We start from the raw sequence: 20,602 nt of genomic DNA on the forward strand, positions 1-20,602 counted from the left end.
TCAGGCGGCCAATACTCTGTTCCTGCCTTCGTGCTTGGCTTTGTACAACGCGTCGTCCACGCGTTTGAATAATTCATCAATACTTTCGTTCGTTTCGTGCCGCGCAACGCCAATGCTGACGGTAAAGCGGGGAAGACCAGGGAGAGTAACCTTGGCTACCGTCGCGCGGATCACTTCTGCAAGATTGAGGGCGGCATCCAGCGAGGTTCGCGGCAGCAGCAGCACAAATTCTTCACCACCCCAGCGAAAAATAAGATCGTCTTTTCGTGCACAGGATTCCAGTGTGCGGGCCAGAGCACAAAGCACTTCATCGCCTTTTAAATGACCGAAGAGATCGTTAATGCTTTTAAAACGATCGATGTCGATCAACAACAGACTGTAGTCCTGCGTCAATGATACCGCATGCGTCTGCTCCGGCTCGGTTACCTGATAAAAATGTCGGCGATTAAGTAATCCCGTTAAAGGGTCACGCAGAGCGGCATGCTCAAGCTCCTGTTCCAGCCGTTTTTGTTCGGTAATGTCATGAATAATGCACAACATGAGTTTATTACCGTAAATTTCAATCGGTCCGGCGTAGGTTTGTACATGACGTGAGGTGCCGTCTGCCAGTTTATGGACAAAGTGCAAAGGCTTATGGCCGCCGGGCAGATGGGCGATTTCATGCATCACCGGCAATATATGGCGGCCCAGCATGTTGATCTCCCAGGTATGTTTCTGGCACATCACATCAAGGTTGTAACCATAAAAATTCAGGGCACTGAGGTTTGCATCAACGATCAGGCCATCGCGGGACGGATCAATCAGTAACATTGGCGCGGAGTTGGTCTGGAAAAAACGCGCATAAAAGCCCTGTTTTTTTCGTTGATAAGTTGCTGAACGGCTGGCTTTCAGACCTTGCGCAGTAGGCGTTTCAATGCCTTCGAAAAGGATAACATCCCCCACGCCCGGCAGAGATTTAATGGACAGGCGGCTGGCCAACGCGATTTCCTCACCATCGCGGTAAACCGTGAGGATCTCAACAACGTGATGATGATTGCTCAAGTCACTGAGATACATGGTTAAATCATTTTGAGAATGCGTTGAGAATATGCCCTTGCGCAGTGGGGAAAAACAGAGATCCTGCATTAACTCACGTGCAACGATATTAGCGAACACCAGTTCTTCGGTTTGTGGCGAAACAATCCACACCGGAAAGGTTAACAAATCCAGTGAATGCAGCTCGGTTGTGCTCATCGATAATCCCGTTATCTTTATCTGCTGTGTTGCCCGTTTAATGGCGAATATTTTAGATATTACAGTCTCACAAAGTTATTGATTGTCGGTGAGACAAGGGTTGTACGACTGGCTTTTGTTTGATGCTGTTTTCTGATTGGATCAGTTCATGAATCTTATGCGCTGGCAGCGGTTTTGCAAACAGGAAACCTTGCAGCATGCTACATCCCATCTGGGTAAGAAGTAATTCCTGCTCCTGGGTTTCTATTCCTTCAGCCACCACGCGCATATTCATGGAGTGAGCTATGTCAATAATGGTAGACACAATTTTTGTATTTTTACTGTTCTCGCTAATATCTTTGACAAATATCCTGTCGATTTTTAATTCCCGTGCCGGAAGTGACTTCAACATCAGTATATTTGAATAACCAGTGCCGAAATCATCAATAGAAACGGTGATCCCCAAAGCAGAGAAAGCATTCAGGATTTCAATACTGCGTTTTAAATTTTTAAGTGCAGTGCTCTCCGTGAGCTCCAGCGTGAGACAGGCAGGTGAAAGTTGGTATTGCGCCAGGGCGTTGCAAACAACATCAATAATATCATGCTGTTCAAACTGGGCGGGGGAGAGGTTAACGGCGAGCGTCCATTCTGTATTCCCTTGTAATGTCCACTGATGCAACTGCAAACATGCCTGTTGGATAACCCATCTGCCGACGGGAATAATCAGGCCCGTTTCTTCCAGCGCAGGCAGAAATTCAGCCGGTAGCAGCATGCCGCGCTCCGGATGATGCCAGCGTAATAACGCTTCAAAACCAGTCAGGGAATGATCTCCGGCGGTATATTTAGGCTGATACCATAGCTCAAACTGGTTGCGTTCAAGCGCTTGTGAAAGTTCCTGTAGAAATGTCGGCGGCGTATCAGCGATAGCTTCCATCTGGGGACTATAAATAGCCCAGCCGTTTCTGCCCGCCTGTTTGACATGATACATCGCCATATCGGCCTTCACTTTTAGCTCATGCAGTGTCGAGCCATGTTCGGGATAAATACTGCTCCCCGCACTTAACGAAACCCGAATGGTATGACCGAATAAGGTAAAGGGGTCACCGATCGCATCTGAAATTTGCGCAAGCAAGGCGGAGATAGCCTGCTGGTTGCAGTCTGGAACCAGCAGGATAAATTCATCTCCCCCCAGTCTTGCCAGCGTCATTGAATCATCAAGGCAACTGTAGATACGCTGTGTACTGGCAATCAGCAGTTGATCGCCGATGTGATGCCCCCAGGTATCGTTAACGACTTTAAAACGATCGAGGTCGATAAATACCAACGCGAAATGCTGTTGATGCAATTTGGAATGCCGCAGGCAGGCCTGTAAGCGGGTATCTATTTGCGTTCGATTAGCTAGTCCGGTCAGCGCGTCGAAGTGGACCTGATGTTCAAGCTGGCAGTTCAACTGATGCAGGTTGTCAGCCAGTCGGGAAGTGCGCAGTTGTGAATCCACCATCGAGACGACCAGCATGATACCCAAAATAATCAGCGTGACGGCGCAGACCCAGACAGAGAGTTCCAGCGTACTGAGCCCATCGTGCGCAGTGTGTCCAAAATGGGTGAACGTTGCCGCTCCCATACCGGTGTAATGCATAGAAGCAATTGCCAGCGCCATAATAAGGGCAGCAATAAGTCGGTTAATCAGCACGCGACGGGTGTTTTGGCGTAAATGGAAGGCCAGCCATAAACCTACGCCAGACGCAACGACGGCAATAATTACAGAGAGAAAAATCAGCGAGCGATCCCATGAGATGGCCACATGTTCGATAATGGCATACATGCCAACGTAGTGCATCGTGACAACGCCGGCACTCAATATGCTGGTGGCAATGACCAGTCGTTTTGTTGATAACGTATTACCGGAAATAGCGATATTGATGGCGAGGGTTGCAGAAATGAGCGCAATAAAGAACGAAAACGCGGTGAGTGATAGGTGATAATTGATCGGCATAGTCATTTTCATGGCCAGCATACCGATAAAATGCATCGACCAGATCCCCATACCCAGCGTAGCGCCGCCAGATAGCCGCCAGAAGGTAGATTCACGTTTGCTGGAGATTGCTACCTTACCCGCACTGTCGAGGGCAATAAAGGAGGCAATAAACGCGACAACAAAGGAAATCCCAATCAATACAGGGTCCCACGACACGTGCAACATCTTACTACCTATCGAAAAAAAGCCGTGATGATAAATCTAGCAGGTTTTGTCCAGTTAACCTGATAAAACCAGGAATGTTCTTGTGTTTTTACAATGAGTATTAGAGCGAAGGGCAAGATATTGAAAATGACAAGCCTTTACTTATATAAACATTCATAAAAACTATGTTTCTGTGTGTTTTATGCTCGTCACGTGCTCGCCATCACAATAATCTGATGGTGGGGAACATTACCGCCATTGGCGGGATAAAGTGCTGAACTATTATGAATGGCCAGTGTAATTTATTGACTTAAGTAAAAGGTCTGTTGGCTCTCATTGAAAGTTCAGCTTTCGTCACAGAGCAATGGAAATCTGTATTGCAGATGCTATAAAAATAACATCCACGTTATTTCTTGGTGCACAGGGTTAAAATGTTAAATGATATTAGCGTCAGAACCTTTATTATTTTATTTCTGCTCATTACGGCGGTTGTGCTCAATGTTGTTGAAATGATTTTTTCGGCTACCCCAGAAATTATTATTGGCACTAATGCGGTAAGCATTATTTCTATATTATGTTTGTGGTGGTACATGACGAAATATCTGGTCATGCCGATTAATACGGTTAAAAGAAGCATTGAAGAAGTAACATCCGGGAATCTGGCAATCAGTATTCCCGAATTTGGTAATAACTGTGCGGGTAGACTAATTCCTGGCATCAATAGTTTATCAAGTAATATTTCAGCACTCGTTAATGAGATCAGAACATCCTCGCAAACGGCGATGGCGCTTTCTGAACAGCTGGCGGAACGCAGCGCCGAGCTTTCAGTGAAAACAGAACAGCAATCCGGAGCATTAATGCAGACGGCTGCCAACATGGATGAAATAGCGGTTAATACGCGAAATAATGCTGATAACACGCAAATAGCCAGCGCCCAGGCAACAATTGCCACGCAATGCGCCCGTCAGGGTGGCGAATTAATGGTGCAGGTTGCGACAAATATGCGTTCAATCACCGAATGCGCACAGCAAATGACAGAAATTATTACGCTGATAGATGGTATTGCATTCCAGACCAATATTCTGGCATTGAATGCTGCTGTGGAAGCTGCAAGGGCCGGTGAACATGGCAAAGGGTTTTCCGTGGTGGCCGGTGAGGTAAGAATGCTTGCACACCGCAGTGCAGATGCTGCTAAGAATATTAAGCAACTGATTGCCCAAACCCATCAAAATGTTCAGCAAGGCGCTGCTATTGTGCGTGAAGCTGAGAAAAACATGCATGATATTGTCGGGGGAGCCGGGCAATTAAACCAACTGATGGGCGAGATATTAACCACTACGCAGGAGCAGGAGAAAGGAATTATCAGAATTACCCATGCTCTGGCCGAACTGGAGAACGTCACCCAAAGTAATGCCATTATGGTTGATGAGCTTTCTGACTCATCAGGTATCCTGAAAAACCAGGTGATTGACCTTCAATCGCGAACGCATAAATTTCGCTTAAGTCATGCGCTTGAATCAGAGAGACGCCAGCGGGCCTGAGACGGTCATCTCGTAACCAGCGCCGCATTCGTCGGCGCTTTTCTTATTATCAGATACTTTTTATGAATCATTTCAGCACAATGGGACAATGAGATATTGCTTAACATATTCTGACAGCTAGACTAACGAAAAAAGCTGAATGTTTGTGGAGGCGCTGTGGAAGCCATTAAGGGAACGGATGTTAATGTGCCGGATGCCGTGTTTGCCTGGCTGTTGGATGGCCGTGGTGGGGTGAAACCACTGGAAGATAACGATGTTATCGACAGTCAACATCCCTGCTGGCTGCATCTTAATTATACCCATCCTGAAAGCGCGCAATGGCTGGCGACAACGCCTTTACTTCCCAATAACGTGCGTGATGCGCTGGCGGGTGAAAGCACGCGCCCACGCGTAAGTCGGGTAGGGGAAGGTACGTTGATTACGCTGCGCTGTATTAACGGCAGCACCGACGAGCGACCTGACCAACTGGTTGCGATGCGCTTATATATGGATGAACGTCTGATTGTCTCAACGCGTCAGCGTAAAGTATTGGCGCTGGATGATGTGGTCAGCGATCTCCAGGAAGGCACGGGAGCGGCTGATTGTGGTAGTTGGCTGGTGGATGTTTGCGATGCACTAACCGATCATGCCAGTGAGTTTATCGAACAACTGCACGATAAGATTATCGATCTGGAAGATAACCTGCTCGATCAGCAGATTCCGCCGCGTGGTTTCCTGGCATTGCTGCGTAAGCAGTTAATTGTGATGCGCCGCTATATGGCGCCTCAGCGCGATGTCTATTCCCGGCTGGCGAGCGAACGTTTTTCCTGGATGACCGACGACCATCGGCGGCGGATGCAGGATATCGCTGACAGGCTAGGGAGAGGGCTGGATGAAATAGATGCCTGTATTGCCAGGACCGGTATTATGGCGGATGAAATTGCGCAGGTTATGCAGGAGTCTCTGGCTCGCCGAACGTATACAATGTCATTGATGGCAATGGTTTTTCTTCCCAGCACATTTTTAACCGGGCTGTTTGGCGTTAACCTCGGCGGTATCCCTGGCGGTGGCTGGCAGTTTGGCTTCTCACTTTTTTGTATTCTGTTAGTGGTCCTGATTGGTGGTGTTACTTTATGGTTGCATCGTAGTAAATGGTTGTAACAACAACGTTTTTTAGTGACTTTTGCGCATGAAAACGTCCTGGTTTTTGAGCGAAGTCAATAAACCATCTACCTATTCGGGGCAATATCTCTCTCGCAGGTGAATGCAACGTCAAGCGATGGGCGTTGCGCTCCATATTGTCTTACTTCCTTTTTTGAATTACTGCATAGCACAATTGATTCGTACGACGCCGACTTAGATTAGTCGGCTTTTTTTTGCCTGCAGGAAATCAGCGTCTACCCTAAAAGAGCCAACCTGAATAACTGGAGGGGTATATGAACTGTCTGATTGCAACGCCGCACACTGATTCGCTACCGACCGACCCGGTTCCCATTCCCGATCCCATACCTCGTCCGCAGCCAATGCCGGATCCCCCACCGGATGAAGAGCCGATTAAATTGTCGCATCGCGGGCGCAGATCTGCGAGGATACGCGCCTGCTGATTGTGAGTTTTTACCGCGAGATTAAATTGTGACCGCTTTTTCAACCCTGAATGTTTTACCTGCTGCCCAACTCGAGAATCTTAACGAGCTGGGTTATCTTGAAATGACGCCTGTTCAGGCTGCTGCGTTACCGGCAATTCTGGCGGGGAAAGATGTTCGCGTGCAGGCTAAAACCGGCAGTGGCAAAACGGCGGCTTTTGGTCTTGGATTATTACAGCATGTTGATGTCGCGCTGTTTCAGACGCAGTCCCTGGTGCTGTGCCCAACGCGCGAGCTTGCTGACCAGGTGGCGGGTGAGCTGCGTCGCTTAGCGCGCTTTCTGCCTAACACCAAGATCTTAACGTTGTGCGGTGGGCAGCCCTTTGGCGCACAGCGTGACTCCCTGCAGCATGCGCCACATATTATTGTCGCAACGCCGGGGCGTTTACTCGACCATCTGCAAAAAGGCACTGTTTCTCTGGATGCCCTGAATACGCTGGTGATGGATGAAGCCGATCGCATGCTGGATATGGGCTTTAGCGATGCGATTGATGATGTCATTCGCTTTGCGCCGGCTTCGCGTCAGACCTTACTGTTTTCTGCGACCTGGCCGGAAGCCATTGCCGCCATTAGTGGCCGGGTGCAACAAAATCCATTAACGATCGAAATTGATACCGTTGACGCGCTGCCGGCGATTGAGCAGCAGTTTTTCGAAACTTCCAGCCACGGCAAAATTGCGCTGCTGCAAAAATTGCTCAGTCAGCATCAACCTGCATCATGCGTAGTTTTTTGTAATACCAAAAAAGATTGTCAGGCCGTGTGTGACGCACTGAATGCGGCGGGGCAAAGCGCTCTCTCACTGCATGGCGATCTTGAGCAGCGCGATCGCGATCAGACGCTGGTCCGTTTTGCCAACGGCAGCGCGCGCGTTCTGGTTGCTACCGATGTGGCCGCGCGTGGTCTGGATATTAAATCACTTGAGCTGGTGGTTAACTTCGAACTGGCGTGGGATCCGGAAGTCCACGTCCATCGTATCGGACGTACCGCGCGTGCCGGCAACAGTGGTCTGGCGATTAGCTTCTGCGCACCGGAAGAAGCGCAGCGGGCCAATATTCTTTCTGAAATGCTGCAACTGAAGCTGAACTGGCTGCCAGCTCCAGCTAACGGCCCAATCCTGCCGCTGGAAGCTGAGATGGCGACGTTATGCATTGATGGCGGTAAAAAGGCTAAAATGCGTCCCGGCGATGTTCTCGGTGCGCTGACCGGTGATATTGGTCTGGAAGGCGCCGATATCGGCAAAATTGCCGTTCATCCGGCGCATGTCTATGTCGCTGTTCGCCAGACTGTAGCGCATAAGGCATGGAAGCAATTGCAAAACGGTAAGATAAAAGGCAAGACTTGCCGGGTTCGGTTATTGAAATAACCACTCGTCGGAGCGCCTGATGGCGCTCCGCTTATCCGGTACTATCGACTTACTTCACTTCCACGACGTTCAGGCGCAGCTCATCCAGTTGAGCATCATCTTCTTCTGGCTGCCAGCCCGCAGGCTGCAGCGGGATCTCTTCACGATCGAACGCTAAATCACCGCCGTCCACAACCTCTGAACCGTGCCTGATACCTTTGAAATCGAACAGATTGATATCGCTCAGATGTGAAGGTACAACGTTCTGCATTGCGCTGAACATGGTTTCAATACGCCCTGGATAGCGTTTGTCCCAGTCGCGCAGCATATCGGCAATGACCTGGCGCTGCAGGTTAGGCTGTGAGCCGCACAGATTACATGGAATAATCGGGAAACCTTTCGCTTCGGAGAAACGCTCGATATCTTTCTCACGGCAGTAAGCCAGCGGACGGATAACGATATGTTTACCGTCATCGCTCATCAGCTTCGGCGGCATACCTTTCATCTTCCCGCCGTAGAACATGTTTAAAAACAGCGTTTGCAGGATGTCGTCGCGATGGTGACCGAGCGCAATCTTGGTGGCGCCTAACTCAGTTGCCGTGCGGTACAGAATGCCGCGACGCAGGCGAGAACAGAGCGAGCAGGTCGTTTTGCCTTCAGGGATTTTATCTTTGACGATCCCGTAGGTGTTTTCTTCGACAATCTTATACTCCACGCCCAGTTGTTCCAGATATTCCGGCAGAATATGCTCCGGGAAGCCAGGTTGTTTCTGATCGAGGTTAACCGCAACTAAGGAAAAACTGATTGGGGCGCTTTGCTGCAAATTACGCAGGATCTCCAGCATGGTATAGCTGTCTTTCCCCCCGGAAAGGCACACCATAATGCGATCGCCGTCTTCGATCATATTGAAGTCGGCAATCGCTTCGCCCACGTTACGGCGCAGACGTTTTTGCAATTTGTTCAGGTTGTATTGTTCTTTCTTGCTAATATCTTGATTTTGCGACATTTAATAGAGGCTCAATTCATAGTGTGGCATCAGAAGAGTATGCATCACGCCGGATAGTCCGGCAAAAGAAGTCTGATATAAAAACTGTGGCGTGTATGGTACGGATAAGCGGGAAAAATGTCAGCACATTTAGGACAGGAATCGTGGGGTATAAGAGGTAGAAACAAAAAGCCCGCAGCGATGTGCGGGCCAGACAGCTTAGCGGACTACCAGTACCGAACACTCCGCATGACGCACCACGGCTGCGGCGTTAGACCCCAGCAAGTAGGTGGTGATGTCAGGTCGATGTGAGGCAATAATGACCATATCAGCCGGTAATTTTTTGGCCATCTCCAGAATCTTATCTTTTGGCGCACCTTCTGTGACATGAACGTGCACTCTGTCCGTTGGGATATTGAACTTCTTGATAATCTCTTCCAGTTGAGATTTTGCTTCGGCTTTCAGATCTTCCATGGCCGGTAACTCTGCCGAGTAGGCCAATCCCAAGGAAGCATAATAGGGCAGTGACGGAATTACGGTCAAAAAATGAACCTGTGCATCGTCAATTTTTGCCTCTGCTTCAACATGGGCAATAACACGTTGAGTTAATTCTGAGTCTGAAATATCGATGGGTACAAGAATCGTTCTGTTCATAAAACCTCCTGTTTAAGTATCCACCCAAAGCTTACCGCGTAATGGCACTTTATGTACAATGACAAAGATCACATTTTGGCATCACTTTATTTTTATTTCAGGAAACTTTCCTTTTATTACTCCATCGTAAAATCGACCTTTAGAAACGACGCTCAGGAAATCACGAAAAATACGAGCAGGGACATGCTGATATTGCAGAGTAGCCAACTGGTGAAAGCGAATTTCTAGCGTGCGGGAGGATTCGTCATAGCCGACGGATGCAATACGGGATGATTTTACAGGATGATGATTCATTGCAGGTATCCTCTACTACAGGTCTTAATGCAAGATATCATCTATCAGAGATGTGTTTTAGCGCAACAGATATAATGTTTTGATCTGGATAAAACAGAATTGTTAGAACATAAAGAGAGCCCGCTGTTGCCAGCGGGCTGACGGATTAGAACTGGTAAACCATACCCAGTGCTACTACGTCATCGGTAGAGATGTCGTTTTGGCTGTAGAAGTTTTTATCTTCATCCAGCAGGTTGATTTTGTAATCAACGTAGGTGGAGAAGTTTTTGTTGAAGTAGTAAGTAGCGCCAACGGATGCGTATTTCACCAGATCCTGGTCGCCATCAGATCCGTTTACACCCAGATCCTTACCTTTAGACATCAGGAAAGAAACTTCCGGACGCAGACCGAAGTCGAACTGGTATTGCGCAGTCACTTCAAAGTTCTGAGTTTTGTTGGCAATCGTATTATCACTACCGTTTGAGCCACCATAAGGGGTCATGTTGCGGGTTTCGGAGTACATGGTTGCCAGGTAGATGTTGTTCGCGTCGTATTTCAGACCAACTGTCCACGCGTCAGCTTTATCACCGCCCGCGGTAGAATCGTTAACCTGCTCGTTAGTACGGTCAGAAGAGGTATATGCTGCACCGAAGCTTACACCCATACCCAAATCGTAGGTCGAGGAGATACCGAAGCCGTCACCGTTGGAGTTCTTCATGTTACGATCGTCGCCACCGTTATTGGTGCCTTCCTGCTCTGGTGACTGATTTTCGTTCGCGCCCTGATACTGCAACGCCACGTTCAGACCGTCAACCAGACCAAAGAAGTCGGTATTACGGTAGGTCGCCACGCCGTTCGCACGACCGGTCATGAAGTTGTCTGCTTTGGTGTAAGAGTCGCCACCGAATTCCGGCAGCATATCGGTCCAGCCTTCAACGTCGTACATTACGCCGTAGTTACGGCCGTAGTCGAATGAGCCGTAGTCGCCGACTTTAATACCTGCGAATGCCAGACGAGTCCAGGAGTCGCCTTTATCACCTTCGGTGCCGTTAGCCTGAACCTGATATTCCCACTGGCCATAACCGGTGATCATATCGTTAACCTGAGTTTCGCCTTTGAAGCCCATACGCATATAAGTCTGATCGCCATCACTGTTAGCGTCATCAGAGAAATAATGCAGGCCGTCTACTTTGCCATAGAGATCTAATTTGTTGCCGTCTTTATTATAAACTTCAGCCGCGTGAGCAGCGCCTGCAGCCAGCAGGGCAGGAATTACGAGAGCCAGTACTTTTCTGTTCATTGAAATAATCCTTTAGTTTTTTTATTAACCTGTGACTACCCATGTAGGGAGTAAAAGCATGCTAAAGGAGAAGTTCCGTAAAGGGATAAATATGAATTGTTACGCCTTAAGTAAAACCTTAAAGAAATAATTCTACGGAAATGATGATAATTATGGTGAATGTATTGGTGGTAAATATATAAAATAAAAATTATACAAGTGAATTGTGTTGGGCTATTCTGCGCGTGTTATATGCCTTTATTGTCACGTTTTATTTTTCGTTGACGTATTGATAGCTATTATTAATTAGCCAGCGAATAAATTGACAAGCCCGAACAACCGTTCGGGCTTTTTTTTTGAGTTCCAGGTTAATACTGAGAAAAACGCATTACTCGGTACCGCTCTTTTCCGCTTTTCCAGCTAACTGCGCAAGGAAGTCGTAGCGTTTTTGCAGATCGGCTGCGGCGTCTTTCCAGAGCTGTTCTGCGACTTCTGGCTGTTGGGCGTTCAGGCGACGGAAGCGCTGCTCGTTAAGCAATGTTTCGGCCAGGGCGTCAGACGGTGGGCGAGAGTCCAGCGCCAGCGGCAGCTTACCTTCATCTGCTCGACGTGGATCAAAGCGGTACAGCGGCCAGAACCCGGTTGCCGTGAGCTGACGCATCTGATCATGGCTTAGTGCGAGATCGTAACCATGCTCTTCACATGGGCTATACGCGATAATCAGCGACGGACCTGGATAGGCCTCCGCTTCCTGGATAGCTTTCACCGTCTGGTTCAACTGCGCGCCCAGAGAGATTTGTGCAACATACACGTGCCCGTACATCATCATACTGACGCCAAGATCTTTGCGAGCTTTGCGCTTGCCATGCTCACCAAATTTAGTGACGGCCCCGAGCGGCGTAGCTTTCGACGCTTGTCCGCCTGTATTGGAGTAACACTGGGTATCCAGAACCAGAATATTGACGTTCTCGGTCAGGCTCAGGACGTGATCCAGGCCACCAAAACCAATATCGTAAGCCCAGCCATCACCGCCAATCAGCCAGATAGATTTCTCGACCAGCGCATCGGCATCGGTTAACAACTGCTGTGCGCCTTCGACATCTTTCAGGTGCTGGCGCAGTGCTGCAACTTGCTCACGGCGCACCTCTGGCGTAGCTTCAGCGTGCAGGGCGTCATTCAGTTCAGCCGGAATGTTATCGGCAAACTGTTCCACTAAACGCATGACGCGTACACGGTGCTGATCCACCGTCAGGCGGAAGCCCAGCCCAAACTCGGCGTTATCCTCAAACAGGGAGTTTGCCCACGCAGGCCCGCGACCATTGGCGTCGGTGGTATAAGGCGTTGAGGGCAGGTTACCGCCATAAATTGATGAACAGCCGGTCGCATTGGCGATCAGCATGCGGTCGCCGTACAACTGCGTAAGCAATTTGATATACGGCGTTTCACCACAGCCAGAGCAGGCCCCAGAGTACTCAAACAGCGGTGTTATCAACTGCGAGGTACGAATATCAATGCGTTCCAGTTTAGTGCGATCGATTTCCGGCAGATTGAGGAAGTAGTCATAGTTAACTTTTTCTTCTTCCACGTGCTCAAGGCGCGACATCATATTGATGGCCTTGATCTCCGGGTTCTGGCGATCTTTCGCCGGGCATACTTCGACGCACAGATTACACCCGGTGCAATCCTCTGGCGCAACCTGCAGGACATATTTCTGACCGCGCATATCGCGTGATTTCACATCCAGAGAATGCAGGCTGGCAGGGGCATTTTCCATCGCTTCTGGTGAAACCACTTTGGCGCGGATAGCCGAGTGCGGGCAGGCGGCTACGCAGTGGTTACACTGGGTACACAGCTCTTCTTTCCAGATGGGGATCTCTTCAGCGATATTGCGTTTTTCCCAACGCGTGGTGCCCATCGGCCAGGTGCCGTCTGGCGGCAGCGCTGAAACGGGGAGGGCATCGCCCAGACCGGCGAGCATTGCCGCGGTGACGGTTTTCACGAAATCAGGTGCGGCATCAGAAACCACCGGTGGGCGATTAGCGCTATGTGGATCAACTGGCTGAAGCGCCACTTCGGCGACGGATTCACGCGCCAGGGCCAGCGCCTGCCAGTTACGTTCAACCAGATCCTGCCCTTTGCTGCTATAGCTTTTCGCAATCGCACCCTGCAATTCAGCCAGAGCGCTGTCGCCTGGTAAGATTTGCGTCAGATGGAAGAACGCCATCTGCATAACGGTGTTAATACGTGCAGCCAGACCGCACTCGCGGGCGATTTTGGCCGCATTAATCACGTAGAAACGCGCTTTCTTCTGATTCAGAACAGCCTGAACTTCCTGCGGCAGACGTGTCCAGACTTCATCCACACTGTACGGGGTATTAAGCAGGAATATACCGCCAGGTTTCAGGCGCTCAGCCATCTGATACTTATCGATAAATTGCAACTGGTGACAACCAACAAAATCGGCTTGCGACACCAGATACGCTGAGCGAATAGGTTGTTCACTAACGCGCAGGTGAGAAACCGTCAGACCGCCTGCTTTTTTCGAGTCATAGACGAAATAACCCTGCGCATACCACGGCGTAGAGTTACCGATAATCTTGATGTTGTTTTTGGTGGCCGACACGCTACCGTCACTGCCCAGCCCGTAAAACAGTGCCTCGAGCTTCGCGGTACCGGGCAGGGTGTTTTCCGGTAACGGTAGCGACAGGTTGGTGACATCATCATAGATACCGACCGTAAAGCGAGATTTCGGCTTCACGCTATTCAGCTCATTAAAGACCGCCATGACGCAGTCCGGGCCAAACTCTTTAGAAGAAAGTCCATAACGCCCGCCAATCACGCGCGGCAGCGTTTCTCGTTCGCCGCAGTTAAAGGCTTCCGCCAGCGCGGTCATTACATCCAGATACAACGGTTCAGCTTGCGCGCCGGGCTCTTTGGTGCGATCCAGGACGGCGATGCTCCGTACCGTTTCCGGCAGGGCGCGCAGTAAATGTCTGGCAGAGAATGGGCGGAACAGACGCACTTTCAGAACGCCTACTTTCTCGCCGCGTGCCAGCAGCTCTTCGACGACTTCTTCACTGGTTCCAATCGCCGAGCCCATCAAAATAATGACGCGTTCTGCCTGCGGGTGACCGTAGTATTCAAATGGCTGGTACTGACGGCCCGTCGCAGCAGCGAAATCGTTCATCGCCTGTTCTACGTGATCGTAAACCGCGTTGTACCACGGGTTTGTTGCTTCGCGTGACTGGAAGTAGGTGTCCGGGTTCGCAGACGTACCGCGAATAACCGGATGCTCCGGGTTGAGCGCGCGCGCGCGATGAGCATCGATTTCTGCCTGCGGCATCAGCCCGAGGATTGTGTCATCGGCCAGCGGCACTATTTTATTAATTTCATGCGATGTGCGAAAACCATCAAAGAAATGAATAAACGGGACCCGGCTTTTCAGGGTGGCCATTTGCGAAATTAGCGCAAAGTCCTGAGCTTCCTGAACGCTGCTGGCGCATAGCATTGCGCATCCCGTTTGGCGCACCGCCATCACGTCGGAATGATCGCCAAAGATGGATAATGCGTGAGTGGCAATCGTACGTGCCGCAACGTGCAGCACAAACGGAGTCAACTGACCGGCCAGTTTGTACAGCGTCGGGATCATCAGCAACAGGCCCTGCGATGAAGTAAACGACGTAGAGAGCGCACCGGTCTGCAACGCGCCGTGAACGGTCGCTATCGCACCGCCTTCCGACTGCATTTCTACGACACGAGGGGTATCCCCCCACACGTTTTTAAGCCCGTTCCCGGCCCAGGCATCCGCCTGTTCCGCCATCGTCGAACTGGGCGTAATCGGGTAGATGGCGATAACCTCGCTGGTACGAAATGCGACCGAAGCAACCGCACCATTACCGTCAATTGTGATCATACTGACACCCTTACATTGCGCAAAAAAAGGGACACGCGTAACAGCGGCGAATCCTGTAGTTATCCTTTTAGTTTAGCAAAAGCGCTAAAGACAGATTTTCGCTTTTGTGTCCCCCGAATAAACAGAATGAATGGTTTGATCAAAGGAGCAGCCAAAAAATTGCCAGAAAATGTAAACAGTGCGCATAAATGCGCATATTGCCTCTCGACGGCGGTGTTTCCGCTGCCTATTATTTATGGCTGTGTCGTTTGGTTAATATTCAGAGGGGAGTAAGATGCGCGCAGCGTTTTGGGTAGGGTGTGCCGCGTTATTATTATCGGCTTGTAGTAGTGAACCTGTTCAGCAGGCAACCGCCGCGCATGTCGCACCGGGGATGAAGGCCGCAATGTCCAGTTCTGGAGAAGCTAATTGCGCCATGATTGGTGGTTCGCTCTCCGTTGCCCGTCAGCTGGATGGTTCAGCTATCGGAATGTGTGCGTTACCCAACGGCAAACGCTGTAGTGAGCAGTCGCTTGCCGCCGGAAGCTGTGGCAACTATTAAGCCACCGCGTTTCCTACATTAAATCCGCGAGTTTATACGTCAGCGTTTGTTCTGCTGTCGCCAGTGTTAACTGGTCAGCAGTCAGATCGACCTGTGCGCCTTGCTTAAACATGTCGCTGACGATCCCGTCGAGCGCGTTAAGCTGTGGATCGGCGCACATCATGCGGGTCATCGCCATATCTTTAACCTTCAACTCGCCGTCGGACAGTTTGCCCTGACCGTGGAATTGATTACACATCTTTCCCGATACCGTCATGTTTTCGCCAAAACTCAATTCGGGTTGGTTATTAGCGACGGTGACGGCTTTACCATTCACGCTCTGCAAAACGAAGCGGTGATGCTGCAACTGTTCGCGATTGACGGAAACTTTTCCATTGCTCACACAGCCAGCCATCAGCATGCTGAGCGCAACCAACGTGACAACTTTTTTCATTCAATTTCTCTACGTTTGTGACGGGAATACATTCAATATAATAATGATACTGAAGATTTTAGCATCGGTGATTATCTGAAAATGCTCCCCCTGAATCCAGGGGGAGCACAGGGATTAGAAGAGGGCGTTTGGACAGGTTTCGCCTTTGGAGATTTGTGCCAGATTTTGCAGCGTGGTCTCAGAAATGCTGGTCAATGCTTCGGCAGTCAGGAACGCCTGGTGACCGGTGAACAGCACGTTATGACAGGCCGACAGACGGCGGAACACATCATCCTGAATCACGTCATTGGATTTATCTTCAAAGAACAGGTCGCGTTCGTTTTCATACACGTCCATACCCAGAGAACCAATTTTCTGGTTTTTCAGCGCATCGATAGCGGCTTGTGAATCGATCAATGCCCCGCGGCTGGTGTTAATAACCATCACGCCATTTTTCATTTGCTCAAAGGCTTCGTGATTGAGCAGGTGATAATTCTCCGGCGTTAACGGACAGTGCAGGGAGATGACATCGGACTCCGCGAACAGCGTTTTAAGATCGACATATTCAACGCCTAACTCCAGTGCGGCAGCGCTTGGGTAGGGATCAAACGCCAGCAGGCGCATCCCAAAACCTTTCAGGATCCGCAGTGCCGCAATCCCAATCTTACCGGTACCGATCACCCCAGCCGTTTTGCCATACATGGTAAAGCCGGTCAGCCCCTCAAGAGAGAAGTTGGCATCACGAGTACGCTGATAGGCGCGGTGAATACGGCGATTCAACGTCATCATCATGCCAATCGCATGTTCAGCGACGGCTTCCGGTGAATAGGCTGGCACACGGACGACCTGCAGGCCGAGCTCTTTTGCCGCGTCGAGATCGACGTTATTGAAGCCGGCGCAACGCAGCGCAATATATTTCACGCCATGTTTTTTCAGCTCTTCCAGAACCGGGCGGCTGCCATCGTCGTTGACGAAGATACAGACGGCTTCACAGCCATGGGCTGTTTTGGCTGTTTTCTCCGTCAGCAGAAAGTCAAAGAATTCAAGTTCAAAACCAAAAGCCTCGTTAACCTGCTGCAGATACTTCTTGTCGTACTGTTTTGTACTATAGATGGCGAGTTTCATAAGACTTTCTCCAGTGATTTTGACGTCACATTAATCCAATTCAAATTATTTTACAAAATCTAAAAAGTTATTGATAGTCATAGGCGTAATGAATAATTTCAGCGCATCTGTTGTTAGTGTGGGCAGGTTACTCAATTTCAACAACTGGATATTTTTCCGTCCAACTCAATACCCGTAATCGATGCAGGTAAAAAGCCAGCCGAATCACATCCAGACAGCTACGCTTATACAGGTAGCAAATATCGGGAGGGGTCATGTTAACTCACTCTGAAGCAAAGCGATGGGCCACCTTAATGCTTAAGGCGGCATTATGTGATGGTATGAAACCTGAGGAGATTTCCCGGCAGGTACATCTGGTCTGCGATCATCATGGTAGGGAGTGCCTCGAAGAGCTCATTGAGGAAATTCTGATAGAAGCTGGTCGTTTAGGACCTAAACATAGCGATGGAGAACTGAGGCCTCATTGAGTCTGAGTTCTTTATATTCCCGACGGCACGTGTAACAGCGTGCCATATAAAATCATGCATTATCTAATTGAATTAACTATTATTTTATTAATTCTCGTTGATTGATAAATAGTGCATATACTTCATGGGAATTTATTCTTAATGTGGGCATATCCTGTTAAACATGCCACAATACTGGCCTAAACCGGCTTAAATTTTCGCTAAATCAGGATATTAACTACCCATGAAGGGTAAATATAAAGCCGCTCTGGCACTTCTCTTATTATTGATTCTCGTGCCGCTGACGTTGGTAATGACGCTTGGCCTGTGGGTTCCTACGCTGGTGGGCGTCTGGTTACCTGTTGGCACGCGCATCGCGCTGGATGAGAGCCCTCGGCTGACACGGCATGGGCTGCATATTCCGGAACTCCGTTATCTGGTCGATGATTGCCCGCTAGCGCGCATTACTCAGGCCGATCTTTCTCATCCCAGCCGCTGGTTGCTTAATGTCGGGACAATTGAGCTGGATTCCGCTTGCCTGGCTAAATTACCGCAGACAGAAGCGTCTCCGGCAGCGCCCAAAACGCTGGCTGAATGGCAATCGATGCTGCCCAATACCTGGATTAACATCGACAAAGTTATTCTCTCCCCCTGGCAGGAGTGGCAGGGAAAACTGTCTCTCTCGCTAACGCCATCGACCCAGCAACTGCGCTACCAGGGTGAAAAAGTGAAATTCCAGGGGCGTCTGCACGGGCAAAATCTCACGGTAAATGAGCTGGATATAGCCGCGTTTGAAGGGCAACCGCCGGTAAAACTGGTCGGTGAATTTACCATGCCACTGGTTCCTGATGGACTACCGGTGAGCGGTCATGCGGTTGCTACTCTGAGCTTGCCGCAGGAGCCCTCACTGGTGGACGCCGAACTGGAGTGGCAAGAAAACAGCGGACAACTGATCGTTATGGCGCGGGACAATGCCGATCCGTTGCTCGATCTTCCGTGGGAAATAACACGCCAGCAATTAACCATCAGCGACGGTCGCTGGAACTGGCCTTATCAGGGATTCCCGCTCAGCGGGCGGTTGGGCATGAAAGTTGAAAACTGGCAGGCCGGGCTGGAAAATGCGGTGGTGAGCGGGCGTCTGAACATACTGACCCAAGGCGATGCAGGTAAAGGAAACGCCGTATTAACGCTGGGGCCGGGTAAGCTGGGTGTGGATAGTAGCGACATGCCGTTACAGTTGATAGGCGAGGCGAAACAGGGTGACCTGATCTTCTACGCCAAATTACCCGTCAGACTCACCGGAAGCCTGAACGACCCGCAGCTGGCTTTCGAGCCAGGAGCGCTGCTGCGTTCGCGTGGACGGGTGATTGACTCGCTGGATATTGACGAAATTCGCTGGCCGCTGGCGGGCGTAAAAGTAACACAGCGCGGCGTAGATGGCCGTCTGCAGGCTATATTGCGCGCGCATGAAAACCAGATGGGCGGTTTTGAATTGCATCTGGATGGTCTGGCAAATGATTTTCTCCCTGATGCGGGTCGCTGGCAGTGGCGGTACTGGGGCAAAGGCAGCTTTACGCCAATGCATGCGCGTTGGGACGTGGCGGGTAAGGGCGAATGGCATGACAACACCCTGAAGCTTTTTGATCTCTCCACCGGATTTGACCACCTGCAATACGGCACCATGAAGGTAGATACCCCACGCCTGGTGATGGACGAGCCGATCATCTGGGTACGGGATGCTAACAAACCGACTTTTAGCGGCGCGCTGTCGCTGGACGCAGGGAACACCACCTTTACCGGGGGGAGCGTGTTACCGCCGTCAACCCTGAAGTTCAGCGTGGAAGGCACCGACCCGACGATTTTCCAGTTTAAAGGCCAGCTTCACGCGGGCGCGATAGGTCCAGTACAGGTAAATGGCCGTTGGGACGGGATCCGCCTGCGCGGACAGGCCTGGTGGCCAAAACAATCGCTCACCGTATTCCAACCGCTCATCCCACCAGACTGGAAAATGAAGCTACGTGAAGGTGAACTGTATGCGCAGGTTGCGTTTTCGGCTGCCCCGGAACAGGGCTTTGAAGCGGGCGGCCATGGGGTATTAAAAGGCGGTAGCGCCTGGATGCCCGATAACCAAATTAATGGCGTCGATTTTGTGTTGCCTTTCCGGTTTAGTGAAGGCGCATGGCAACTGGGTACGCGTGGACCTATTTCACTGCGTATTGCGGAAGTGGTGAATCAGGTGACGGTGAAAAATATCGCCGCCGATCTACAGGGGGCGTATCCCTGGAGTGAAGACAATCCGTTACTGTTAAGCGATGTCAGCGCCGAACTGCTGGGGGGCAAAGTCATCATGCAACAACTGCGGATGCCGCAGCACGATCCGGCATTATTACGGGTGCAGAATATCTCTTCCAGCGAGCTTATCAGCGCGGTTAATCCCAAGCAATTCGCCATGTCTGGCCCGGTCAGCGGTGCGTTGCCGTTATGGCTGGATAACGAAAAGTGGATCATTAAAGACGGCTGGCTGACCAATCCGGGGCCTATGACGCTGCGTATTGATAAAGACACGGCGGATGCCGTCGTCAAAGATAATATGGCAGCCGGTGCGGCCATTAACTGGCTGCGTTATATGGAAATAAGCCATTCCTGGACGAAAATAAATTTGGATAATCTCGGTGTCTTAACCATGCAGGCAACCGTAACTGGCAATAGCCGGGTGGATGGCAAAGTGGGGACGGTTAATTTGAATTACACCCATGAGGAAAACGTCTTTACGCTATGGCGTAGTTTGCGTTTTGGCGACAATTTACAGGCATGGCTTGAACAAAATGCAGCGCTGCCGGAATCCCATTGCCTGGAAGGCAAGGAATGTGAGGAACAACAATGAAAACGATAGCTGCCATGCTGGGTCTGCTGGCTTCATCTCTGCTGATCGGGTGCACACCCAGAATCGAAGTGGCTGCGCCTAAAGAGCCGATCACTATTAATATGAACGTCAAAATCGAGCATGAGATCCATATCAAAGTCGATAAAGACGTTGAGAGCTTATTAAAATCGCGCAGCGATTTGTTCTGAGGT

At 50.2% G+C, this 20,602-nt stretch carries 16 protein-coding genes; 7 read left to right on the forward strand and 9 right to left on the reverse strand.

All coding sequences use genetic code 11. The features are described 5' to 3' along the window. Positions 1-1,233, reverse strand: a complete 1,233-nt coding sequence (locus tag HV243_RS12225; protein WP_053388542.1) for a sensor domain-containing diguanylate cyclase — start codon at positions 1,231-1,233, stop codon at positions 1-3. A gap of 67 nt (positions 1,234-1,300) precedes the next feature. After that, positions 1,301-3,415: an EAL domain-containing protein gene (locus HV243_RS12230; protein ID WP_053388541.1), complete on the reverse strand. Its 2,115-nt coding sequence runs from the start codon at positions 3,413-3,415 to the stop codon at positions 1,301-1,303. 410 nt (positions 3,416-3,825) lie between these two features. Between HV243_RS12230 and HV243_RS12235 the strand changes: the two genes are divergently transcribed. The 4 genes from HV243_RS12235 to dbpA all read left to right on the forward strand — a co-directional run bounded on the left by HV243_RS12235 (position 3,826) and on the right by dbpA (position 7,920). Next, complete coding sequence (locus HV243_RS12235; protein WP_049040722.1) at positions 3,826-4,935, forward strand: methyl-accepting chemotaxis protein; 1,110 nt, start codon at positions 3,826-3,828, stop codon at positions 4,933-4,935. A 156-nt stretch (positions 4,936-5,091) separates the two neighbouring features. Then, positions 5,092-6,075 carry a zinc transporter ZntB gene (gene zntB, locus HV243_RS12240; protein WP_016153198.1) on the forward strand — a complete coding sequence of 328 codons (984 nt, stop codon included), beginning with the start codon at positions 5,092-5,094 and terminating at the stop codon, positions 6,073-6,075. 275 nt (positions 6,076-6,350) lie between these two features. Continuing rightward, the gene (locus HV243_RS12245; protein ID WP_016153197.1) at positions 6,351-6,518 is read left to right on the forward strand and encodes a hypothetical protein; all 168 of its coding nucleotides are present in this window, start codon (positions 6,351-6,353) and stop codon (positions 6,516-6,518) included. A 28-nt stretch (positions 6,519-6,546) separates the two neighbouring features. Then, positions 6,547-7,920 (forward strand): ATP-dependent RNA helicase DbpA, encoded by a 1,374-nt coding sequence (gene dbpA / locus HV243_RS12250; RefSeq protein ID WP_016156618.1) that lies wholly within the window; start codon positions 6,547-6,549, stop codon positions 7,918-7,920. 49 nt (positions 7,921-7,969) lie between these two features. Here the strand turns inward: dbpA and ttcA are convergent, their stop codons facing one another. The 5 genes from ttcA to nifJ all read right to left on the reverse strand — a co-directional run bounded on the left by ttcA (position 7,970) and on the right by nifJ (position 15,003). Continuing rightward, positions 7,970-8,905 (reverse strand): tRNA 2-thiocytidine(32) synthetase TtcA, encoded by a 936-nt coding sequence (gene ttcA / locus HV243_RS12255; RefSeq protein ID WP_016156617.1) that lies wholly within the window; start codon positions 8,903-8,905, stop codon positions 7,970-7,972. A 198-nt stretch (positions 8,906-9,103) separates the two neighbouring features. Then, positions 9,104-9,538: a universal stress protein UspF gene (gene uspF / locus HV243_RS12260; RefSeq protein WP_016153190.1), complete on the reverse strand. Its 435-nt coding sequence runs from the start codon at positions 9,536-9,538 to the stop codon at positions 9,104-9,106. An 81-nt stretch (positions 9,539-9,619) separates the two neighbouring features. Continuing rightward, on the reverse strand, positions 9,620-9,832 hold the full coding sequence (locus HV243_RS12265; protein WP_043016208.1) for a KTSC domain-containing protein: 213 nt from the start codon (positions 9,830-9,832) through the stop codon (positions 9,620-9,622). A gap of 145 nt (positions 9,833-9,977) precedes the next feature. After that, positions 9,978-11,111, reverse strand: coding sequence for a porin OmpC (gene ompC / locus HV243_RS12270; protein WP_016156616.1), 1,134 nt, complete (start codon positions 11,109-11,111; stop codon positions 9,978-9,980). A 367-nt stretch (positions 11,112-11,478) separates the two neighbouring features. After that, entirely contained in the window at positions 11,479-15,003 is a 3,525-nt protein-coding gene (gene nifJ, locus HV243_RS12275; protein WP_053389641.1) for a pyruvate:ferredoxin (flavodoxin) oxidoreductase, read from the reverse strand. A gap of 274 nt (positions 15,004-15,277) precedes the next feature. Here nifJ and HV243_RS12280 point away from each other — a divergent pair, with 274 nt between their 5' ends. Beyond that, the gene (locus HV243_RS12280; protein ID WP_003020360.1) at positions 15,278-15,544 is read left to right on the forward strand and encodes a DUF333 domain-containing protein; all 267 of its coding nucleotides are present in this window, start codon (positions 15,278-15,280) and stop codon (positions 15,542-15,544) included. Between the two features lie 13 nt (positions 15,545-15,557). Here HV243_RS12280 and hslJ read toward each other — a convergent pair whose 3' ends face one another. Then, positions 15,558-15,977 (reverse strand): heat shock protein HslJ, encoded by a 420-nt coding sequence (gene hslJ / locus HV243_RS12285; protein WP_053389640.1) that lies wholly within the window; start codon positions 15,975-15,977, stop codon positions 15,558-15,560. 114 nt (positions 15,978-16,091) lie between these two features. Next, positions 16,092-17,081 carry a 2-hydroxyacid dehydrogenase gene (locus HV243_RS12290; protein ID WP_003833196.1) on the reverse strand — a complete coding sequence of 330 codons (990 nt, stop codon included), beginning with the start codon at positions 17,079-17,081 and terminating at the stop codon, positions 16,092-16,094. A gap of 690 nt (positions 17,082-17,771) precedes the next feature. On the opposite strand from HV243_RS12290, the gene HV243_RS12295 reads away from it, so the two are divergent. Beyond that, positions 17,772-20,411, forward strand: coding sequence for a YdbH family protein (locus HV243_RS12295; RefSeq protein ID WP_053389639.1), 2,640 nt, complete (start codon positions 17,772-17,774; stop codon positions 20,409-20,411). Next, positions 20,408-20,599 carry a YnbE family lipoprotein gene (locus tag HV243_RS12300; protein WP_016156612.1) on the forward strand — a complete coding sequence of 64 codons (192 nt, stop codon included), beginning with the start codon at positions 20,408-20,410 and terminating at the stop codon, positions 20,597-20,599. The genes HV243_RS12295 and HV243_RS12300 overlap by 4 nt, the downstream gene beginning before the upstream one ends. The last annotated feature ends 3 nt before the right edge of the window (positions 20,600-20,602 follow it).

Source organism: Citrobacter sp. RHBSTW-00599 (genome assembly GCF_013784065.1).
Classification (GTDB): Bacteria; Pseudomonadota; Gammaproteobacteria; order Enterobacterales; family Enterobacteriaceae; genus Citrobacter; species Citrobacter braakii.